This is a genomic window from Rhizobium sp. SG570, assembly GCF_012275345.1.
Lineage (GTDB): Bacteria > Pseudomonadota > Alphaproteobacteria > Rhizobiales > Rhizobiaceae > Rhizobium > Rhizobium lusitanum.
Genome location: NZ_JAAZQI010000004.1, coordinates 240,898 through 257,175 on the forward strand (window position 1 = coordinate 240,898; position 16,278 = coordinate 257,175).

Sequence of the window (16,278 nt, forward strand, 5' to 3'; positions counted from 1 at the left end):
GCCATGAACCATCCCGCGACCGCCACCGCAGACCAGACGCTGGCCTATATCGATGCCGACCCCTATGTTTGGCCCTATAACGGCGCCTTGCGACCCGACAATACCGCCCTCATCATCATCGACATGCAGACGGATTTCTGCGGGCCGGGCGGCTATGTCGACCACATGGGCTACGATCTGTCGCTGGTGCGCGCGCCGATCGAGCCGATCAAGAGAGTTTTGGCCGCCATGCGCGCCAAGGGCTATCACATCATTCACACCCGCGAGGGCCATCGCCCGGATCTGGCCGACCTTCCGGCCAACAAGCGGTGGCGGTCGCAGCGCATCAATGCCGGCATCGGCGATCCCGGCCCCTGCGGCCGCATCCTCGTGCGTGGCGAACCGGGCTGGGACATCATCGATGAGCTGAAGCCGATCGAGGGCGAGACGATCATCGACAAGCCGGGCAAGGGTTCGTTCTGCGCCACCGATCTGGAACTCATCCTCAATCAGAAGCGCATCGAAAACATCATCCTGACCGGCATCACCACCGATGTCTGCGTCCATACCACCATGCGCGAGGCCAACGACCGCGGCTTCGAATGCCTGCTCCTCGAAGACTGCTGCGGCGCGACCGACTACGGCAATCATCTGGCCGCCATCAAGATGGTGAAGATGCAGGGCGGCGTCTTCGGCTCCGTCTCCAATTCCACGTCCCTCGTGAGCCAGCTGCCATGAGCGTCATCCGCGACACGCCCCTGCCCCAGGCGGGCAAAGCCGTCGGCATCGAAACGCTTGATATGACCATGCGCTTCGGCAGCTTTACCGCGCTCGACCATGTGTCGGTCAGCATTCCGGCCGGCAGCTTCCACGCCCTGCTCGGCGAAAACGGCGCGGGCAAATCGACCCTGGTCAAATGCATCATGGGCTTCTACCACCAGACATCCGGCTCGCTGTCGGTCGACGGCCGCGAAGTGACGATCACCTCGCCGAAGGATGCCGCCGCCTATGGGCTCGGCATGGTCTATCAGCATTTTACGCTCGTGCCGTCGCTGACGGGCGCTGAAAACCTCGTCATCAGCCGCACGGAAGTGCCCGCCGTCATCAACTGGCCCAGGGAGCGCAAGGCGCTCGCCGCGTTCATGGAGCGCATGCCCTTTCAGATTCCGCTGGACCGGCCTGTCAGCCAACTGGCCGCCGGCGAAAAGCAGAAGCTGGAGATCGTCAAGCAGCTCTATCTCGGCCGCAGCTTCCTCGTTCTCGACGAGCCGACCTCGGTGCTGACGCCGGCCGAAGCCGACGAGATGCTCGGTCTGGTGCGTGGCATGACCGAGCGCGGCGAGCTTACCGTATTGATGATTTCCCACAAATTCCACGAGGTGACCAAGTTCGCCGACGCGGTATCGATCCTGCGCCGCGGCAAGTTGATCGGCGGTGGCAAGGTGGGGGAATTATCAACAGCAGAGATGGCCGCGATGATGATCGGGGACGTCAAGCTCGCCGAACTCGATACCCGCATCCCCGTGACCGAAGCGGCGAAGCCGGTGCTGCGCATCGAACAGGTCAAGGCCCCGGACCGCTCCGGCCTGAAGACCATAGAGATCGACAGCCTGACGGTGCATGCTGGCGAGATCGTCGGCATTGCGGGCATATCCGGCAATGGCCAGAAGGAACTCACCGAGATCCTTGCCGGTCAGCGGACGACACAAGCCGGCTCCGTCACCGTCAAGGGGGCCGCCTATGGTGCCACGCGACCGGAGACGCGCCGCAACAATGTCCGCTTCATTCCAGAGGAGCCGTTGCAGAATGCCTGCGCGCCGCGCATGAGCGTCAGCGAAAATCTGGCCTTTCGGACCTTCGATCTCAAGGAGAGCGGTGCGGATGCGATCTGGCTCAACAGGAACAAGATCAGGAAGGGCGCAACTGCGCTCATAGCCGATTTCAAGGTCAAGACGGCTTCGCAGTCCTCGCCGATCGCGGCCCTGTCCGGCGGCAATGTCCAGCGCGCCGTGCTGGCGCGGGAGCTGACGGGTGAGGTCGATCTCCTGATCGTCTCCAACCCCTGTTTCGGCCTCGACTTTTCCGCCGTCGCCGAAATCCGGGCCCGTATCATGCGCGCCCGCAATGCGGGGGCTGCCGTGTTGCTGCTGTCGGAGGATCTGGATGAGCTGATGGAAATGTCCGACCGGATCATGGTGATCTCCGAGGGCAAGCTCGTCTATGAGACCGCGGCGCGAAGCGCCGATATTTCGGTGATCGGCGCACATATGGCGGGGCATCACTGATGAGAGAGATCCCCGCCCAACCCTTCGCCTTCCCCCTGCAACGCGATGCTGTCGCGCTTGTAGTCATCGACATGCAGCGCGATTTCGCCGAGCCGGGCGGCTTCGGAGCAAGTCTTGGCAATGATGTCAGCCGCATCACCAGGATCGTCCCGGATGTGAAGCGGCTGATCGAAGGCTTCCGCAAGGCCGGCCTGCCGGTCATCCACACGATGGAATGCCACAGGCCAGACCTTTCGGATCTGCCCGCTGCCAAACGAAACCGTGGCAATCCCACGCTCAGGATCGGTGACGAAGGCCCGATGGGGCGCATTCTTATTGTCGGCGAACCCGGCACCGCGATCCTGCCCGAGCTCGCACCGATCGACGGCGAGACCGTCATCGAAAAGCCGGGCAAGGGTGCTTTCTACGCGACCGAACTCGGCGATATCCTTGGGGATAGGGGCATACGGCAGCTCGTCTTTGCGGGAGTGACGACAGAGGTCTGCGTCCAGACCACCATGCGCGAGGCGAACGACCGCGGCTATGAATGCCTGCTCGCCGAAGAGGCCACCGAAAGCTATTTCCCTGAGTTCAAGGCCGCCGCCATCGCGATGATCCGCGCACAAGGCGCGATCGTCGGCTGGACAGCGCATGTCGATGACATTCTGGAGACCATCAATCATGCCTAGGACGACGCGCGAAACCCTGACGACGGGTGGCTGGAAGGATCTGGCCTTTGGTCCCTTTCGCGAGGACGTCACCATTCATTGGATCCAGCCTTTCGAAGGAGACCAGCCCGGCGTTGCCCTTTTGAAATACGAAGCCGGCGCTTCCGTGCCCCGCCACAGGCATGAAGGGCTTGAAACCATTCTCGTGCTCGAAGGCATACAATCGGATGAAGCCGGCGACTACGCCAGGGGCTGCTATATCGTGAATGCTGCGGGTACCGAGCATTCGGTTTGGAGCGATACGGGCTGCGTCGTGCTCATCCAATGGGACCGACCGGTGACCATATTGGAGGATAGCTGATTGGCCCTGTGTGCCTCCTCCATACATGCGTCGGCACCGCATTCTTCCTATTTCTTCTTCGGTGCCAGTTCCCACTTGCCCTGGGCGTTCTTCACGAAGCGACGATCTCCTTTGTAGAACGTCACGGCGCCCGTCCGATCGACCTTGATCGCGGTTGGCAGCGGCTGGGCCGCCGCCTTCAGCCGTTCGACCAGCTCAAATGCCTCTTCCCGCTTGCCTGCTTCGATGAGCGTCATCAGCTTTGACTTGTATTCCATCCTTATACTCCTATTCATGGAGGACTGGGGACCGACGAATTAGGCGGTCAGTCGTCTCTACATATTGATCAGCCAGTACGGCGTTGCATGAACAGCGAACGCAGTGCCACAACCACCACGCAAGCACTTGAAACCAGGAAAATGGCGCCCGACATCGCGTAAATCGTCGGGGAGGCACCAGCATTCATCTTGCCGAACAGCACGACCGGCAGCGTGTTTTGTCGGCCTGCGAGATAGAAGGCGCGTGTAAACTCGTTGAGCGACAGCAGGAACGAAAAGATGAACGCGCTTATGAGACCCGGCCGGACAAGCGGCAGGGTGATATCGTAGAATTGCCGGAAACGGCTTGCGCCGAGATCATCCGCCGCCATCAGATAGGTGCGCTTGACGGCGGCGAAGCTCGTCAGAATGACGATGAAGGCGAACGGCATCGCCCAGAGCAGATGGCCGGCGATCACAGTCAATGCCGATGCTTTCACGCCGGCCCGGCTGAGGACCGTCGAAAGCGCCAGTCCCTGTATGACACCCGGCACGAACATCGGCAAAAGCACCGTCAGAAACCATGCGGTGCGGCCGCGATGAAGCTGGCGGTAAGCAAGTGCTGCGGCCAGCGACAGGGCCGTCGCGATGACCGCCGTCGCAAGTGCGATGATGAGCGATTGGCCGAGCGCGGCGATGAGCGCATGCTCCGAACCGAGCGCTTCGTACCACTTCAAGGTTACGTCGGAGAGACGCGGCAATCCCGGCTGCAGCGACGGATTGAACGAGACGCCAAGCAGATAGAGCGGCGGGGCATAGATCACCGCAAGGCCGACCACGGTCAGCGTCCAGATGACGATGCGAGGAGTCGTTCCTTCCCTGACGATCATTGGCCGCGATCCTCAAACAGCGAGGCCAGGCCGAATACGGCGTCCCCGATCAGGACCAGCCCGAAGACGACGACCAGCATGAGCGTCGAGATAGCGAAGGCGAGCGGGAAATTGGCAACGCGCATCACGTCATTGATCATGACCGAGACGATGGAAGCACCGGCGCCACCGAGCATCTGCACCTCGGTCGAAGAGCCCGCGACCATGACAAAAACAAACAAAAATCCAGCAAAGACGCCGGAATAGGTCAGCGGCAGCAACACCGTGCGCGCCATGGTCCAGAAACCGGCGCCGAGGTCCCTCGCCGCCGCCATCGCAACCGGATCGACGCGGCGCATGGAGAGCAGGATGGGGAAGGCCGCAAACGGCAGATAGGACGCGATCAGCCCGACAATCACGGCGAAGTCGCTGAACAGCAGCCAGTCGAGCGGCGCATCCGTTATCCCAGCCTGCTGAAGGAGCGTATTGATGACGCCGGTGCGACCAAGCAGGAGCCGCCAGGAGAAGGAGCGAATGAGATAAGAGGTGAAGAACGGGATCGTCAGAAGCGCCGCGAGCGCGATCGACAGTCTGGGCCCGGCGAGGAAATACATCGCATAGGCAGTGGGGTAGGCGATCACAAGGCAAATGCTGGCCGTCAAAAACGCCTTCCCGAGCGTGGAGAGGAATACACTCCAGCGCCCCGCCTCCAGAATAGAGCCATAAGCGGCAACGCTGAATTCCGGCTTGATCCAATAGGTTGCGGAATCCCAGGCACAGAAGCTCCAAACCACGACCAGGATCAGTGGCGCAAGGCCAAGCACAAGGATGGCTGCGAGCGGTGCTGCCAGCAATAGACTCGGTGTCTTCATATCCTCGGTCCGCTTCTAAGAGCATCCATCGGCTTTGATCCCCGTCGGCTCGGGGCCGGTCGTCCTCTTTGGAAAGACAGGCCAGCCCCGGTCCATCGCATCACATCAGGCGTTGCGCAGCTTCTGCCACCATTCTTCGTAGAGTTGGAAATTATCCGGGCGGCAATTCTGCCAGTAGACCTTCCCGGAGAACTTGGCCTTCACATGGTCGGCAAGCTTGGCCACATCGTCCGCCTTGTATTCGTCCGGATGGGCCTTGGCGTAGGCAAGGTTATTGTCGGTCGGCACGAGGTAGCCGCGCGCCTTGCCCAATTCGCAGCCGTAGAGACCGGCGAGCAGACCATCGACGAACTTATGGGCAACGTCGGCCTTGCCGCGCCCCGCGGCACCCTTGAGTAGCACCGTGTTGTTGCCCCAGCCTTCATAGCCTTCCACCGGAGCGGCATATTCCACCTGAAGTCCGCGCTTGCGGCCCTCGTAGACGATCGGCTCCCAGCCGGTCATCGCGTCGACTTCCTCGTTGGCCACCAGCTGTACGCCCTGTTCCCAACCGTTCCAGAAGGTGCGGAACTGGCCGTCCTTCTTGTGCTTGATCAGGAATTCCATGACGAGGCCGAGCTCGGATTCCGAAAGGTTGCCGGGATCCTTGATCGGCTTGTTTTCTGCACCCTTGAGGTAGATGGCGGTGAAGATGGCGCTGTTGATCCAGGCGTCTTCCATGGCGACCCGGCCCTTGAGCTTGGGATCGAAGATCACGCCATAGCTGTCGACCTTGCCGAGCTTATCGGGGCGATAGATGATGGAGTCGGCGTTTACCACGGTCGGAATGCCGTATTGCTTTCCCTCGTAGGTCAGTGTCGGAATATCCTTCGCCCACTGCCAGATGCCGGCAAAGTTCGGGATCTTGGAGAGATCCCACGGAGCGATCAGCCCCTGCTTGGCGAGCTCGCGTTCGGCGCCGCCCTGAAAGCCACCGACATCGAAAAGATCGTTGGCGTTGCCGGCGGCAAGACGGGCGACGACGGGACCGACATCGTTGCCATTATCGGTGAATTCGGGCGAAACACCACTCTGGCTTGCAAATTCTTGCCATTTGTCGCCGATGTCGAGCGTCGCGGTGGCCCAGAATGCAACCGACGCCTCATCAGCCATGGCGCTGTTGGCACCGAGCCCACCAACGGAAAGCGCGGCCGCACCCGCGCCCATGAGCTTCAGCATGTCGCGGCGTTGCAGATTGCTCCTCAAGGCGGAGGAGGCGGAATTACTGCCTTTGTTCATCGTGTTATTCCCTTCCCTTTTTTCCGAGTATTTCAGCCATTTAGGTTCTACTCATCGCCTCCAGCCAGCGCCGGCATTCCGGAGCGGTCAATCAGAAGTGCTGCACCCGGCTTCAGCCGCACGCGCACCCACTCGCCCGGCATGGGGGGGGTGGTATCCGCACTTGTCGTCACCACCATGCGCTGGCTGTCGGCGAAGGCAAGGGCAACGTCATGGCTGAGCCCGCGATAGACGCTTTCTACTACTTTAAGTTCAATTGTATCGGGCTCGCTTTCAACGCTCGCGAGAAGTTCTATTCGGTCTGGTCGAATCGCCACGAAGGCATCGGCGGGCTTGGTCCCGGCAAACGTAGCGGTCAGTTTTTGACCTGCGATGACAACCACCGCCCGGTTGTCCGAAATCGAGATGCTCTCCGGCTTCAACAATGTATCGATGCCGACGAAACGTGCGACGAAAGCATTGGCCGGAGCCTCGAAGAAGCGTGCCGGCGTGTCGATCTGTTCGATGCGGCCGCTGTGCATCACCGCCATGCGATCCGAGAGGCTGAGCGCCTCATCCTGATTGTGGGTGACGAGAATGAATGTCGCGCCGGTGCGCTTGTGGAGCCGCCCGAATTCGTCCCGCATCTGTTGGCGCAAGCGCTCGTCAAGCCCGGTCAGGGGCTCGTCGAGCAACAGGATGCCGGGTTCCATGACAAGCGCGCGGGCAAGCGCCACGCGCTGACGCTGACCGCCGGAAAGGAGATTGACGTCGCGATCCGCGAAACCGGAGAGTTCGACAAGGTCCAGAGCCCCCTCGACCTTGGTCTTCAGCGCAGAACCGGACAGCCCCCGCAATTTCAGCCCGTAGCCGATATTCTGCGCGACATTCATATGCGGAAACAGCCCAAGCGACTGGAAGACGGTGTTGACCGGCCGGCGATTGGCCGGGACGCCGGCCATGTCCTTGCCATCGAAAAGGACGCGGCCTGATGTCGGCTCGTCGAAGCCACCGATCAGTTTCAACAGCGAACTCTTGCCGCAGCCTGACGAGCCAAGCAGGGTGAAGAACTCCCCTGCGTTCACGTCGAGCGTCACGTCATCGACGGCGCGAACCGGACCGTAGCTTCTGACGATATGGTCAAGACCGATCGCTATCGCCACGTCAGATACCTCCCCCATCGCGTTCACGAATGAGGAGCAGGCCCTCCTCGCTCACCTCGAGCTCCTGCCCGGCGACCACCAGCGACGTCGAGGTCGGTTCCTCGACGAGGAGCGGGCCTGAGATCTTCTCCAGATACGGCAATTTTGTGCGCTCGTAGACCGGGCAAGGCGTCCATCCGATCGCTCCGCCGAAATAGACCTCTCGCTGGCCCTTTAAGGCAGCGTCCAGCGAGCGGCCGTCAGGCTTCAATTTCGGAATGGCGATGACCGGGCCGCGCAACACCGCCTCAAGATGGATCATGGTGATCTCGATCGCCGAGGCCGGAAGGCGGAAGGCATAAGCGCGCTCATGAGCGGCATGATACCGCTCGGCAAAACTTTCAGTGTCATCGCCGGGTTCGAACAGGGCGAAGACGCCGTGCTCCTGGCCACGATAGCGGGCTTCGACGCGGCAGGTGTACCGTATGTCGGCCGCAGCGCCCTTGGCGAAGTAGGTGACCGCCTCACGCTTCAATCCATCGAAACGGCGCTTCAGCTCATTGATCGCCTCCGGTTCAAGGGGCGAGAACCAGGTACCGCGGAAATCGGCGCGCGGTTCGGCCGCCAGCATTCCCCAGGCCGAGAAGATGCCGGGATGCGGCGGCACCACCGTCACTTTCACCCCGAGATCGCGCCCGAGGCGGGAGGCAAGCGCGGGTCCGGCGCCGCCGGAAATCACAAAGGCAGCGTCGCGCGGATCATGTCCGCGTTGGACCGTCACGAGTTTGAGCGCATTGATCATCGAAGCGTGGGCGATCTCGACGATGGCGAGCGCTGCATCCTCCACGGATAACCCAAGCGGCTCAGCCACGGTTGCGATTGCCGCGACCGCCTTGTCCTTGTCGAGCTGCATCTGCCCATCCGCAAAGCTTGCCGGATCGAAAATGCCAAGCGTGAGCAGGGCATCGGAGAGGGTCGGCTTATCTCCGCCCCGACCGTAACAGGCGGGCCCAGGCATCGAGCCTGCGCTTTCCGGCCCCACGCAAAGCGCGCCGCGCTCGTCGATACGGGCGATGGAGCCACCGCCTGCGCCGATTTCGACGATATCGACGACCGGCACCTGCACGGGGTAGCCGGGTGCAATGCGGGTATGCTCGAGCTTGTATTCGCTATCGAGCGTCGGGCGGCTGTCATGGATCAATGAGCATTTTGCCGTCGTGCCGCCGACATCGAGCGAAAGTATTTCCGATTCGCCAAGCACCGCGCCGATGCGCGCCGCTCCAGCCACCCCGCCGGCCGGGCCGGATTCGACGAGCGTCAACGGGCTCATCTGCGCCTGATCGAATGTCGAGATGCCTCCGTTGGATTGCATGGCGTAATAGGGGCAGGTGAGATCGCGCTCGGTCAATGCGCTTTCGAGGCGCGCGAAGTAGCGCTTGATGATCGGCTGCACATAGGCGTTCAGCACAGTCGTATTGGAGCGCTCATACTCACGCCACTGACGGGAAACCTCATGGCTCGCGCAGACGGTCGCATCCGGCAGGGCGTCGGCCAGTGCCCTGGCACAAAGGATCTCGTGTTCGGGATTGACATAGCTATGCAGGAAGACGACCGCCACCGCCTCCACATTACGGGCGCGGCATTCGCGGATGATGGGCTCGAGATCGTCAAGCACGATCGGGGTCAATACCCGGCCCTTGGCATCCAGGCGCTCACGGACTTCGAAGCGCAGGCTGCGCGGCACGAAGGGCTCCGGGCTCTTGAAATGCAGATTATAGAGATCGGGCCGATTTCCACGGCCGATTTCCAGCACATCGCGAAAACCGGCTGTCGTCACAAGCGCCGTCTTGACGCCCTTGCGCTCAGTGATCGCATTGATGACCGTCGTCCCGCCATGGGCGAAGAAAATCACGTCGCGGGTGGAAAGCCCGTCCTTCTGTTCGGCAAGCTCGATGGCCGAGAGCACCCCTTCGGACTGATCGGGAATAGTTGTCAGGCTCTTGGCGGTGAAAACCTCGCCGGTGCGCTCGTCGTAGCCGACGAGGTCGGTAAAGGTACCTCCCACATCCGTCGCCAATCTGATCATACCGCCACCCTCTCTTCAAATCCGTACCGGCTTTTCGCCTCCTCCTTCGTGATGTAGCCGTTCTCGACATCGCGCCGGACGCTCTCGGCCTCACGAGCGCCTGCCTCGCCCCAGCCGCCGCCGCCGCCGGTGATGATGCGCACGAGATCGCCACGCTTGAGCGCGATATCCGGCTCGCGGCCAAAATTGCGTGTCAGCCCGTCGCGATCCTCCACCTGCAGGAGATTGGGAGTGCCGGGTGCGCCTCCTTCAACTCCCCAGGGGGGAGTTTGTGTCCGCCCGAAGCTGCAATAGGCGGATGCGCCGTCTTCGAGCACTTCATAGTCGCGGATGACTCCGAAGCCGCCGCGACGGCGGCCCGCGCCTGAGCCACCCTCGACATTGAGGGCATAGCGGCGCACGAGCAGCGGGAAACGCGCCTCGATGACCTCGACCGAGTAATTGTAGGTATCGCCGTCGGTGAGGGCGATCAAGGCATTTGCACCGTCCGCATCCTCGCTCGCGCCCCAGCCGCCATGCTGCGGCTCGATATGGATGAAGGGTTGGCCCGCCGCATCCTTGCCGGCGAGATAGACAACGCAGAGGCTTGTGTAGGACCCCGCCGAAAACCGTTCCGGCATGAGCCCGGCAAGGGCCTTCCACACAAGTTCGGAGGCATGAACCGAGCCTTCGTAATACCAGCCGGTCGGCGACGGCTTTTCCGCCGTAAAAACCGACCCCCGTGGCGCAACGACGGTGAGAGGCCGAAACCAGCCTTCGTTGGAGGGGGCCTGCGGCGCCACCAATGCCTTGAATATGGTGCGCACAGCCGACTGCAGCGCGCCCGCCGCACAATTGATCGGACCGGCAACGGCCGGCGGGCAACCGGTGAAGTCAGCGGTCAGTTGGTCGCCTGCAATCGTCACCGCAACCCTGACTGCGATGGGATCGGTGGTCACGCCATCCCCATCGATGATATCCTCGGCTTCATAGGTCCCGTCAGGCAAGGCGGCAATGGCGGCGCGCGCCTGCTTTTCGCTCACCGTCAGGAGATGATCGAACGCGGCCTCGACGACATCGACGCCATATTTCCGGGCAAGTTCATCCATCCGGCGCGCAGCGACCCGAACAGTTGCCACCTGTGCCGTCAGATCGCCGATGGCAATGTCGGGCAGGCGGACGTTTTCACGGATGATGCGGAGGATTTCGCCGGAGAAGCGGTCGCTACGCACCACCTTGACGCCGGGCAATCTCAGCCCTTCCTGAAAGACCGAGACGGCATTGGGCGCAAGCGAGCCGGGAACCGAGCCGCCGACATCGAGATAATGGGCAACATTGATGGCATAAGCCAAAATCCGACCATCGAAGAAGATCGGCTTGACGATGGCAAAATCGCAGGCATGCGTGCCGCCGGAATAGGGATCGTTCGTGAGCAGGATGTCCCCGTCCTCGAGATCCTCGCCATAGAGTGCGATCAGAGATTTGACCTGCATGCCGAAAGTACCGGTGAACAGCGTGATGCCGTTCATCTGCGCGACCAGTTCCCCGGTGTGCGTCAGGAGACCGCAGGCGAAATCGAGCACCTCGTAGATTACCGGGCTCATCGAAGTTCTGGCCATCACCACGCCCATCTCATCGACGGTTGCAGTCAGCTTGCCTTCGATGATCTCCTGGGTCACGGGATCGACAGTGGTCACGAAGCACCCCTCAACGCTATGTTATTAAAACATAGATTAGGGATGAATTGATCACCTCGATAGCCTTCCTGATGGGTGGGCGAGCCGCAATCCATATCCTACCCATTCAGGTGGGTTAACGACTTAGGATACCTTTGTCACGCGCCACGGACACCGCCGCAGTCCGGGTCGAGACATTGAGCTTGGCGAAGATATTGCGCAGATGGAACTTGATCGTGTTGTCGGAGAGCTTAAGGGCGCGGCCGATTTCCTTGTTGGAAAGTCCGGCGCTCAGCAGTTCCATCACCTTGCGCTCGCGGCTGGTAAAGCCGGACATATCCTCGCCGGCCGATGCGTGCTGCGCCTCATCGGCGACCACAAGCAAGGATTCGAGCCGTTTGCGGGTAATATCCGCGACGGCCGGATGATCGGCGAGCACACGAAGATCGGCGAGCCGCACCGCGTGCTCGAGATGGAGGAGCGTGCGGTAATCAGCAAGCGGCATCGTCAACACGAGATCGGAAAGGCGGGTCGCGGCCAGATCGGCACGGCCCTCGGCTGTGAGAAGCCCGATCTCGATGAGCTCGAGCTCAATGGCGCGCAGGGTATGCGGGCGCTGAGCCTGGCGCGTGATCAGCCGATTGAAAACGTCGCGTGCCTTCGAAGGTTCGCCGAGCGCCAGGTACGCGCGTGTCCAGAAGAGCGATGGGGTCACGCCACGCAGATGGATTGACAATGCATTGGCACGATCCGAGGCCTCAGCCTGCGCGCCGAAGCCGTTGGCCTCGGCATGGCGGATCGCCTGAGCCAGATCGCCCGACGCCAACAAAAGCAGGGCCCGCTCGCCATCGACCAAGCGGATGAGCCTATCGAAGCCACGGCGGCGTGCAACCGCGCGAACGCGATCCATGGCGGCATGGGCGGCAAGATGGTCCCCGCGCATGCGGAGGATCCGCTGTTCAGCCATGAAGCCGGCGGCAAGAAGATCAAACCAGGTGTCGTGACGTTCAAGATGCGGCAGCGCCCAGCCCAGCGTTTCCGCTGCCGCTTCCGTGTCGCCGCGGATGGAAAGAAGCTCGGCCTTCAGCACCTGGCCGACGGCATCGAGGTCGCTACCGGGGCCGATATTGGTCTGCGCTTCGCGGATCAGCTGGTCATAGGCCGAAATCGCGCTCGCGCAATCTCCCGAGAGGAAGGAGGCCTGACCGACATGGGTATAGAGATGCATCGCGCCGAAATCGGCACCGCCGTCGCGAAAGGCGCGGATGGCAAGCTGACCATAGTGCAATGCGCGGTCGAGCTCGCTGCGGATCAGGAAATTGTATGAGAGCATGTTCAGCGCGAGCGCCCGATGGATAAGCTCCACGCCGTCCGGCCGCTGCAAGTCGTCCTCGAGTGCCGAAAGATCGGCCGCACTTGCCCAACGATCCATGTAGAGCGCCATGAGAATGCGCACGACACGGAGATCCTTCGCCAGCGTCTCGTCAGCGGCAACAGCACGCTCCGCTATGGCGATATAATGGTTGGCGGCGTCGAGCTGCGCCGCCTTGGCGCAGAAAATCGCAAGCCCAAGGGTCGCAAGCGGAAAGCGACCAAGATCGATCTCGGCAGCGCGCCCGCTCAGCGCCTGGAAGAGCGTTGCGCCGCCGCGTGTGGTGGCGTAGATGCGCCGCCAGCCGCCGGCAGTTTCGACGATGCGCGCCGCGAGATTGGCGTCATCCGCGAGAAGCGCGTGCTGGACCGCCCGCTCGATATCACCCTGAGCTTCGAACCAGCGCGCCGCCCGGTTCAGCGTGCGCTTGGCGTCAACACCCCTGCGGCTGGCGGTTTCCTTCAGGAACGCGTTGAAGACCGGATGATAACGCATCCAGTTGCCGGGTCCGGCAAGCAGGGTGACGGGAAGGGCGTGCTGGTTCAGCCGTTCGATGATGCCCGCGCGCGCTCCCCCTTCCAACACCGCCTCGAGCAGACCACGATTGAAGGCAGGCAAGGCGGCGGTCTCGATCAGAAACAGACGGATGTCCTCAGGCAAATGTTCAAACACCTGCTCCGAGAGATAGGAGCCCATGTCGGCACTCCCGCCGTCGAACGAGGCCAGAATGGAATAACCTTCGTCCGCTTCCGAAACCAGCAGGCTCACCATCTGCAGCGCCACGGCCCAGCCCTCCGTCCGGCGATTGAAGGAGCCGACCTGCTCTTCGGTCAGATGGATACCCTTGCCGGCAAAGAATTCCCGCGCCTCGGAATCGGAAAAGCCGAGTTCGGCAATACCAAACTGCTTGAATTCGCCGCTGAGCCGCAACGCAGAAAGGGGAAAGCGCGGCGGGCTGCGGGTCACCAGCACCAGTTTGACGTGGCTGAGCGAGGGATCGGCGAGGATCTTCGCCATCAGCGCCTCGGTCGCATCCGTCTGAGCGAAATGATAATCGTCGAGGAAGACGATGACGGGGCCCTCGAGCTTGCGCAGGCGCGTCGCAAGAACGGAAAGAAGCGCGCTTGCCGGCAGATTGCCGGCGTCGCCGCCGTCCTCGGCCAGAAGCGGCTCCAGCGCATCGATGAGGGCAAGAAGAAAGGTGGCCTGATCCATATGCTCGGCATCAAGCGAGGCCCAGCAGAGACTGACACCTTCCTCCTTCAGCAGCTCGTACCATTGCGCCGCAAGCGAGGTCTTGCCGTAACCGGCAGGCGCCACGATGGTCGTCAGCCGACGCAGTCCGGCGCGCTGAAGCTGCCGCAACAGATCGCCGCGCTTGATGGTTTGCTGTCCGCTTGTTGGAGGAGCAAATCGGTTCTGTCCACTCATGGGGCGCGATGATGCGGACTTGGCAGGCTCTTGGCAAGTCAAGCTAAACCTCGTCTCTTAGTTGTCCCCTGTGGGGCAAATCTGGAAACGATTTCAGTCATTGCGCATGCTTCGAGGAAGACGACCGACAGAGATCGGTCTCGCTTACCACACAGCGGGCTTCGATGGCGGACCCGCCGAAACGGGACCGTCATCGCTTCATCGTATCAATAGATCTCCGGCACGTACATTTCCAGCGGCACCGGCGTGCGATGATAGTCGGCATTGCGCATGCGCTCGGGCAGGATGATTTCCGGCTTCGGCACATTTTCATAGGGGATCTGGGTGAGGAGATGCGCGATGCAGTTGAGGCGCGCCTTCTTCTTGTCGACGGCGTGCACGACCCACCACGGCGCTTCCGGAATGTGAGTACGTTCCAGCATCTCTTCCTTGGCCTTGGTATATTCCTCCCAGTGCACGCGGCTCTGGAGGTCCATCGGCGACAGTTTCCATTGTTTCAGCGGATCCTGAATGCGCATGCCGAAACGGAATTCCTGCTCCTCGTCGGTGATCGAGAACCAGTATTTGATGAGGATGATGCCAGAGCGCACCAGCATGCGCTCGAAATCGGGAACAGAGCGGAAAAATTCTTCGAGCTCCTCCGATGTGCAGAAACCCATGACGCGCTCGACGCCGGCGCGGTTATACCAGCTGCGGTCGAACAGCACCATTTCGCCGGCGGTCGGCAGATGGGCCGTGTAGCGCTGGAAATACCATTGATGACGCTCGCGCTCCGACGGCGCCGGCAGCGCGACCACGCGGCAGACGCGCGGATTGAGGCGCTGCGTGACCCGCTTGATGGCGCCGCCCTTGCCGGCGGAATCGCGGCCCTCGAACAGCACGACAACCTTCAGCTTCTTGTATTGCACCCAGTCCTGCAGGCGCACGAGTTCGTGCTGGAGGCGAAAGAGCTCGCGGAAATAGATCCTGCGGTCGAGCGAGGGGCCGGTCTCGTCACCCATCCCCTCGGCAACCAGCTCGTCCAGGCGATCTTCCTCGAGCTGCATCTCCAGTTCTTCGTCGAAGCTATCGACAATCTCGTCCTTGATGCGGTTGAGCCGATCCTGGGTCTCTTCGGTCATTGCGCGCTTCCTGCTCTGTTTTCCTATTGATGTTGAAATATTCGACCGGAAGGAGCCAGCGCGCTCGCGCTCACTCAAGTCGCGGTATTACTCGGCAGTCCAGCCGCCATCGACGGAAAGCGTCGTGCCGGTGATCTGCTTGGCCGCGTCGCTGCACAGAAATACGGCGACAGCGGCAATTTCATCCACGGTGACGAATTCCTTCGTCGGTTGGGCGGCGAGCAGCACGTCGTGCTTGACCTGCTCTTCCGTCATGTTGCGTGCCTTCATCGTCTCTGGGATCTGCTTTTCGACCAGCGGCGTCCAGACGTAACCCGGCGCGATCGCATTGACGGTGACGCCATCCTGCGCAGCTTCCAAGGCGATCGTCTTGGTCAGGCCGGTGATCCCGTGCTTGGCCGATACATAGGCCGACTTGAAAGGCGAGGCGACCAGCGCATGCGCCGAGGACGTGTTGATGATGCGGCCCCACTTGCGGGCCTTCATGCCGGGAATGGCGGCCTTGATCGCATAGAAGGCGGCCAGAAGATTGATGCGGATGATCGCTTCCCATTTGTCATCCGGGAATTCCTCGATCGGGGCGACAAACTGGATGCCGGCATTGTTGACGAGAACATCGAGGCTGCCGAAGGCTTTCTCGGCATCGCGCACCATTGAGGTCACTTCCTCGCCGTTCATCATGTTGGCGCCGGAATAGCGGCACTTCACGCCGAAATCGGCTTCGATCGCTGCGCGTTCCCTCTCGATCGCGTCGGCATCGCCGAGACCGTTGATCGTAACGTTCGCACCTTCGGCGGCAAAGGCGCGCGCAATCGCAAGCCCGATGCCGCTCGTCGAACCAGTGACCAGCGCATTCTTCGAAGTCAACGAACCCATAATGCAACTCCCGCAATCTCTATGACATGGTTGAGCAAATGGAAAATGCCGAGATGAGCGCACACTGCCAGTGTCATATGTCGCTTTGA

At 61.5% G+C, this 16,278-nt stretch carries 14 protein-coding genes; 4 read left to right on the top strand and 10 right to left on the bottom strand.

What is annotated here, in order from left to right; translation table 11 throughout:
* Positions 1 to 3: 3 nt before the first annotated feature.
* The 4 genes from FHT28_RS11020 to FHT28_RS11035 are packed head-to-tail and all read left to right on the top strand — an operon-like array spanning position 4 to position 3,272.
* A complete protein-coding gene (locus FHT28_RS11020; RefSeq protein WP_168596257.1) occupies positions 4 to 717 on the top strand; it encodes an isochorismatase family cysteine hydrolase in 714 nt (237 codons plus the stop codon).
* Positions 714 to 2,264 (top strand): ABC transporter ATP-binding protein, encoded by a 1,551-nt coding sequence (locus tag FHT28_RS11025; protein ID WP_168596258.1) that lies wholly within the window; start codon positions 714 to 716, stop codon positions 2,262 to 2,264. Before FHT28_RS11020 ends, FHT28_RS11025 begins: the two co-directional genes overlap by 4 nt.
* On the top strand, positions 2,264 to 2,932 hold the full coding sequence (locus tag FHT28_RS11030) for an isochorismatase family cysteine hydrolase (protein WP_168596259.1): 669 nt from the start codon (positions 2,264 to 2,266) through the stop codon (positions 2,930 to 2,932). Before FHT28_RS11025 ends, FHT28_RS11030 begins: the two co-directional genes overlap by 1 nt.
* The gene (locus FHT28_RS11035; RefSeq protein WP_047558722.1) at positions 2,925 to 3,272 is read left to right on the top strand and encodes a cupin domain-containing protein; all 348 of its coding nucleotides are present in this window, start codon (positions 2,925 to 2,927) and stop codon (positions 3,270 to 3,272) included. The genes FHT28_RS11030 and FHT28_RS11035 overlap by 8 nt, the downstream gene beginning before the upstream one ends.
* Before the next feature lie 47 nt (positions 3,273 to 3,319).
* Here FHT28_RS11035 and FHT28_RS11040 read toward each other — a convergent pair whose 3' ends face one another.
* The 10 genes from FHT28_RS11040 to FHT28_RS11085 all read right to left on the bottom strand — a co-directional run bounded on the left by FHT28_RS11040 (position 3,320) and on the right by FHT28_RS11085 (position 16,189).
* A complete protein-coding gene (locus FHT28_RS11040; protein ID WP_037192961.1) occupies positions 3,320 to 3,529 on the bottom strand; it encodes a hypothetical protein in 210 nt (69 codons plus the stop codon).
* 68 nt (positions 3,530 to 3,597) lie between these two features.
* On the bottom strand, positions 3,598 to 4,398 hold the full coding sequence (locus FHT28_RS11045) for an ABC transporter permease (protein WP_047558719.1): 801 nt from the start codon (positions 4,396 to 4,398) through the stop codon (positions 3,598 to 3,600).
* Complete coding sequence (locus tag FHT28_RS11050; RefSeq protein WP_168596260.1) at positions 4,395 to 5,249, bottom strand: ABC transporter permease; 855 nt, start codon at positions 5,247 to 5,249, stop codon at positions 4,395 to 4,397. The genes FHT28_RS11045 and FHT28_RS11050 overlap by 4 nt, the downstream gene beginning before the upstream one ends.
* Before the next feature lie 105 nt (positions 5,250 to 5,354).
* Complete coding sequence (locus FHT28_RS11055; protein WP_047558715.1) at positions 5,355 to 6,527, bottom strand: extracellular solute-binding protein; 1,173 nt, start codon at positions 6,525 to 6,527, stop codon at positions 5,355 to 5,357.
* A gap of 47 nt (positions 6,528 to 6,574) precedes the next feature.
* Positions 6,575 to 7,669 (bottom strand): ABC transporter ATP-binding protein, encoded by a 1,095-nt coding sequence (locus FHT28_RS11060; RefSeq protein ID WP_168596261.1) that lies wholly within the window; start codon positions 7,667 to 7,669, stop codon positions 6,575 to 6,577.
* Between the two features lies 1 nt (position 7,670).
* Entirely contained in the window at positions 7,671 to 9,734 is a 2,064-nt protein-coding gene (locus tag FHT28_RS11065) for a hydantoinase/oxoprolinase family protein (RefSeq protein ID WP_168596262.1), read from the bottom strand.
* Positions 9,731 to 11,410, bottom strand: coding sequence for a hydantoinase B/oxoprolinase family protein (locus FHT28_RS11070; protein WP_168596263.1), 1,680 nt, complete (start codon positions 11,408 to 11,410; stop codon positions 9,731 to 9,733). The genes FHT28_RS11065 and FHT28_RS11070 overlap by 4 nt, the downstream gene beginning before the upstream one ends.
* 115 nt (positions 11,411 to 11,525) lie before the next feature.
* Positions 11,526 to 14,126 (bottom strand): LuxR C-terminal-related transcriptional regulator, encoded by a 2,601-nt coding sequence (locus FHT28_RS11075; protein WP_246704843.1) that lies wholly within the window; start codon positions 14,124 to 14,126, stop codon positions 11,526 to 11,528.
* A 272-nt stretch (positions 14,127 to 14,398) separates the two neighbouring features.
* Positions 14,399 to 15,313 (bottom strand): polyphosphate kinase 2, encoded by a 915-nt coding sequence (gene ppk2, locus FHT28_RS11080; RefSeq protein WP_037192980.1) that lies wholly within the window; start codon positions 15,311 to 15,313, stop codon positions 14,399 to 14,401.
* Between the two features lie 87 nt (positions 15,314 to 15,400).
* On the bottom strand, positions 15,401 to 16,189 hold the full coding sequence (locus FHT28_RS11085; RefSeq protein ID WP_047558700.1) for a 3-hydroxybutyrate dehydrogenase: 789 nt from the start codon (positions 16,187 to 16,189) through the stop codon (positions 15,401 to 15,403).
* Between the last annotated feature and the right edge of the window lie 89 nt (positions 16,190 to 16,278).